5 protein-coding genes and 1 pseudogene are annotated in these 4865 nt (G+C 46.4%); 4 read left to right on the plus strand and 2 right to left on the minus strand.

Going from position 1 to position 4865, the window contains the following annotated elements; all coding sequences use genetic code 11:
* The 4 genes and pseudogenes from ACTHUE_RS11020 to ACTHUE_RS11035 all read left to right on the plus strand — a co-directional run.
* A partial coding sequence (locus ACTHUE_RS11020) for a hypothetical protein (RefSeq protein ID WP_440423474.1) occupies positions 1 to 269 on the plus strand: 269 nt, incomplete at its 5' end.
* Positions 270 to 593: 324 nt separating this feature from the next.
* Positions 594 to 779 (plus strand): annotated as a pseudogene (locus ACTHUE_RS11025) (DUF2339 domain-containing protein); the annotation flags it as partial.
* Between the two features lie 263 nt (positions 780 to 1042).
* Positions 1043 to 1423: a putative zinc-binding protein gene (locus tag ACTHUE_RS11030; protein WP_003748129.1), complete on the plus strand. Its 381-nt coding sequence runs from the start codon at positions 1043 to 1045 to the stop codon at positions 1421 to 1423.
* Positions 1424 to 1465: 42 nt separating this feature from the next.
* Entirely contained in the window at positions 1466 to 2266 is an 801-nt protein-coding gene (locus ACTHUE_RS11035; protein WP_070459741.1) for a sulfite exporter TauE/SafE family protein, read from the plus strand.
* Positions 2267 to 2318: 52 nt separating this feature from the next.
* Here ACTHUE_RS11035 and ACTHUE_RS11040 read toward each other — a convergent pair whose 3' ends face one another.
* Both ACTHUE_RS11040 and ACTHUE_RS11045 read right to left on the minus strand, forming a co-directional pair.
* Positions 2319 to 2852 (minus strand): SMI1/KNR4 family protein, encoded by a 534-nt coding sequence (locus ACTHUE_RS11040; RefSeq protein WP_070459738.1) that lies wholly within the window; start codon positions 2850 to 2852, stop codon positions 2319 to 2321.
* A gap of 411 nt (positions 2853 to 3263) precedes the next feature.
* On the minus strand, positions 3264 to 4865 hold a 1602-nt coding region (locus ACTHUE_RS11045), incomplete at its 5' end, for a 3'-5' exonuclease (RefSeq protein WP_440423476.1).

Genomic DNA, 4865 nt, shown 5'->3' on the forward strand with positions numbered 1-4865 from the left:
GTATTGATAAAATAATAAATTCATTCTATGGATATTTAGTTGAATATGTTCAATCAGATTATAACTATTCTAGAGACTGTATAGATTTAATATTAGAAGACTATAATTTGGGTGAGGAATATTCTGGCTCTGTAAAAAATATATGTGATATTTTATCAATAAAAATTTACCAGGAAGACTTTATTGATATATGGTTTGATAATCTTCAAATTATGAAAAAGGGTAATGTTAAGCTAGTAATTGGAGGTCGAATACTTCAATTTCGATAAAAGTTGCAATAATATCAAAAGTATTTGAATTCAAACATATCCAAGGTCGTCTGAAAACCTTTCAAGGTTTTCAGACGATGTTATATTCAACATGACTAGATTTTAAGAATTTGATTTAATGGCAACCACCATTTCAATGGGTGTAATTAAAAAATAATTATGGTATCGAAAATAAAAAAATGAATAGAATTGGTAACATAAGATGGATTTTTTACTTGCTTGTTTTTTAATAGCTGTCGCGATTTTTCTTTTCAGACTTATGCGACGGAGTACAGATTAAAAAATCTGCTCCTGACCATATTTCTGATTCTGAAATAGCATTCCTACTGGATGACAGGCGCGACGCTGATGGGCATCGTAGTCGTCAAACTCTTCCTGATCGAGCTTTCCAACAGCGGCGGTATTGAGCGCATTGCCTCCTTCATCATTGTTGGCCTGCTGCTGCTTCTGGTCGGCTGGTTTGCCCCCGTTCCGCCCAAAGCAGAAAATGATGGCGAACACAAAGCCTAATCATTAACTTCAAATAAAAAGGCCGTCTGAAAAAGCAGCGTTATCTGTTTTCAGACGGCCTTTATTTTTTAGAAGGTGCAATCTGCTTTGTTCTAGAATGTCTAATCGTATTGAGTTATGATGCCTTTTAATATTATATAAATGGATAAGCCGTAGGCCGTCTGAAAAAAGAAAACGGGTCTGCATACCACGCATGATGCGCCCGACAGATTGACTATGGATGGCAATATAAAGATAAAAACCGCTACCGGAGGAAATAGAAAATGCCTAACCGCAATGAGCTTCCCTTAATTTATTCTTGTTCCGGATGTTCCGATGTGGCGCAGCTGGCCAACAACACAGCCGTGGCGCTCGACCATGCCGGAGAATTTGAAATGTCGTGCATTTCCGGCGTAGGCGGCAAAGTCGCGCCGTTGGTACGCAAAGCGCAGTCCGGACGGCCGATGTTGGTTATTGACGGCTGTCATCTGCATTGCGCCAAATCGTGTTTGGAAAATGTGGGCGTTGAAATCCCGGAAGGGCATCATGTAAAACTATACGAACTGGGCTACAAAAAACGCTTTGGCAAAAGCTATGACGAAGCTACGGTAGAAGAAGTTTATCAATATGTTTTGACGAAGAAGGGCGATGTATTGAGCAGTTAATAACTTTTAATAACAAAAAATTTAATCAAGAGGAAACAATCCATGGAACAATTATTCATTCCCGGCAGTATTATTGCCGATTATTTTTATCTCGGCCTTTTCCTGCTGGTTGTCGCGTCTTTGATTGCGGGCTATGTCGATGCTATTGCGGGCGGAGCAGGGCTGATTTTGATTCCCGCATTTTTGATGGTAGGTTTACCGCCTCAGGTCGCGTTGGCACAGGAAAAATTGGTGAGTACCATCGGTACGGTGGCTGCGATTAAAAATTTTATGAAGAGCAGTTCGATTGTATGGCATATTGTGCCGGTTGGCATTGTTGCGGCTTTAATTGGGGCATTTGTCGGTGCAAAAGTCATTTTGATTCTTCCGGTGGAAACCATCAATTACATTATTCTTGCGTTTTTGCCCATAGGCTTGCTGGCAACTTTGTTTAAAGGTGTTTTGCTGAAAAAAGAAGACGAGCGTGGCGAGATAAAAAAATCCGTTATCGCCGTATTTTTAACTTGTCTGATTGTTGGTTTTTATGACGGTTTTTTTGGCCCGGGTACAGGTAGTATTTTCATCATTGCTTTGTTTGTCATTAACAAATTGTCGTTGTTGCAGGCTTCGGCTACTTCCAAGATTTTCAATTTTGCTTCTAACATCGGGGCATTTGTTGCCTTCTTGATAGCAGGGAAAATGGCGTTCCTAATCGGAATCCCGATGATTTTGGCAAATTTGTTGGGCAACCATTTTGGCAGCCTCCATGCTATCAATTCAAACGGGGAAGTTATTCGTAAGGTTTTGGTCGTAACGGTTTTGCTGATTATCGTTTCAATGGCATATAAGGCTTTTTCGGCTTAATAGGTAGATGTTAAAAGGCCGTCTGAAAAATTTTCAGACGGCCTACTCTTTATTAGTTATCTAAAAACTCATCTTCATGCCGCAAGTTGCGGATAAAGGTTTCAAAATCGGGGGCAAGTTCGACTATTTCAAAATCCCATTCTTGTTCGACAAGCACCACTTTCGGCTCGCCGTCTTTTCCACACTCTCGATAGTCCAAGGCAAACAGGGCATGACCTCCTGACGGGTCGGTGGCCAAATACACGCCGATAGGCGGATACTCCCATTCTTCCAGCCAAAGTTTTTGCCCCATCGCGCCGCACAGACTTCCTTCTTTTTCAAAACCGATTCCCGACATCTCGCAAATTTGCACATGATCTTTCGCCCACGAATTTTTCTGCGTGGTCGGAAAGCAGTTTTTAACAAATATCCCGCCGTTTTGTACTGCCATCAATTCAATAAAACTTTGCGGCAATTTATAGCCTAGCTCACTTTCTACGGCAGCCAAAATTTCAGGGGTAAACGGGGCTTCTTTGTAGTTTTCATCTGCCCAACTATTAGTTTTCCATACGGAGGACAAATCAAAATCTTTAAAAACTTGGGACATAATGTTCTTCCTTATTGATTTCAGTTATAAACAGGGGTTAGGTATCTATACCCGACTTTTATCGTCCGTCATTCCCGCCTGCGCGAGAATGACGGCGGAGGTTTCGGCAAAAATTGCTCCTCCCTTTTTCAGACGACTATTTGCCTTGTTCTTACTACAGTTTTTCTGCCGTAGGTCGGATTCTCAAATCCGACATTTTCCAACAGCGTTTTTTCGGAAACGATAGACGCACCAAATGTTTTTTGTCGGATACAAGTATCCGACCTACATCTCTATTTGCCTCGTCAATGTGCATTGTAGCGTGGGCTTTGCCCAAGATAATGTCAGCTAAAAAGGTCGTCTGAAATTTTGAGTTTGATTCGTAGGCAAAGCCCACGCTACGGGTTTCAGACGACCTCTGTCATCTCCCTTCTACATCTCTTCCAGTTTCGCAAACTTGGTATCCAGCTCTTTCACGCCCTGTTTGCCGAAGTTGATGGTCAGTCGGGCGGATTCGCCTTTGTCCACGGCATCGATGATGACGCCGGTGCCGAATTTGGCGTGGCGGACGTTTTGGCCGATGCGGAAGCCTGCGTAGGTTTGCGGCTGTTTGAAGTCTTCGATGATTTTGTCCCGTTGTACGGCGGTTGGGCGTGTATTGCCGTAGCTGTCGTAGGCGGGTTTTTTGACGGACAGATAGTGCAATACTTCGGGCGGGATTTCTTCGACGAAGCGGGAGACGATGCCGAATTGGGTTTGTCCGTGAAGCATTCGTTGTTGCGCCATGGTGATGTAGAGGCGTTTGCGGGCGCGGGTGATGGCGACGTACATGAGGCGGCGTTCTTCTTCGAGGCCGCCGCGTTCGGCAAGGCTCATTTCACTGGGGAAGCGGCCTTCTTCCATGCCGGTGAGGAAGACGGCGTTAAATTCCAAACCTTTGGAGGCGTGGACGGTCATCAGTTGTACGGCTTTTTCGCCTGCGCCTGCTTGGTTTTCGCCGGATTCGAGGGCGGCGTTGCTCAAGAAAGCGAGGATGGGGAAGGCGGGGTCGTCTGAAATGTTTTCGGGCAGGGTTTCAAAGTTGCTGTCTTCGGGTTTGAATTCGATGGCGGCGTTGACGAGTTCATCGAGGTTGTCGAGGCGGTCTTGGTTGTCGCCTTTTGGGGTTCGGTAGTGTTCGGTCAGTCCGCTGTCTTTGAGGATGCCGACGATGATTTCGGACAGGGGCATTTGTCCGACTTGGTTGCGAAGGGCTTCAATCAGGCGGACGAAGGCGGCGATTTTGGTGGCTTTTGAGCCGGCATTGCAGGCTGCCTGCCAGAGGGTGATGCCTTGTTCGTTTGAGGCCGTCTGAAGGTTTTCGATGGTGCGTGCGCCGATGCCGCGCGGTGGGAAGTTAATCACGCGCAAGAGGGCGTTGTCGTCGTCGGGATTGACGGCGAGACGCAGGTAGGCGAGGGCGTGTTTGATTTCTTGGCGTTCGTAAAAGCGCAAGCCGCCGTAGATTTTGTAGGGGATGCCGCTGCGGAACAGGCTTTGTTCGATGACGCGGGATTGGGCGTTGCTGCGGTAGAGGACGGCGATTTCGTCCAAATCCCAGCCTTCGCGTTCGAGGGCTTTGGTTTCATCCACGATGAATTGGGCTTCTTCGAGGTCGGTAAAGGCGGAGTAGTAGCGGATTTTGTCGCCTGCTTCGGCGTCGGTGCGCAGGTTTTTGCCGAGGCGTTCGTCGTTGTTTTCGATGACGGAGTTGGCGGCGGCGAGGATGTTGCCGACGGAGCGGTAGTTTTGTTCGAGTTTGACGGGCGCGTCGATGTGGAATTCTCCCATCAGCGCGGTCATGTTGCCGACGTTTGCGCCACGGAATCGGTAAATGCTTTGGTCGTCGTCGCCGACGGCAAAGACGGCGGCGTGGTTGCCGGCAATCAGTTTCAGCCACGCGTATTGCAGCTTGTTGGTGTCTTGAAACTCGTCGACCAGAATGTGGTTGAATCGGTTTTGGTAGTGCTGGCGCAGGATTTCGTTGTTTTGCAG

The sequence above is a fragment of the Neisseria sp. P0021.S005 genome (assembly GCF_051956955.1).

Excerpts from the sequence above, each read along its gene's own strand:
- ACTHUE_RS11035 (WP_070459741.1), top strand. The coding sequence starts at position 1,466 with ATGGAACAATTATTCATTCCCGGCAGTATTATTGCCGATTATTTTTAT.
- ACTHUE_RS11040 (WP_070459738.1), bottom strand. The coding sequence starts at position 2,852 with ATGTCCCAAGTTTTTAAAGATTTTGATTTGTCCTCCGTATGGAAAACT.
- ACTHUE_RS11030 (WP_003748129.1), top strand. The coding sequence starts at position 1,043 with ATGCCTAACCGCAATGAGCTTCCCTTAATTTATTCTTGTTCCGGATGT.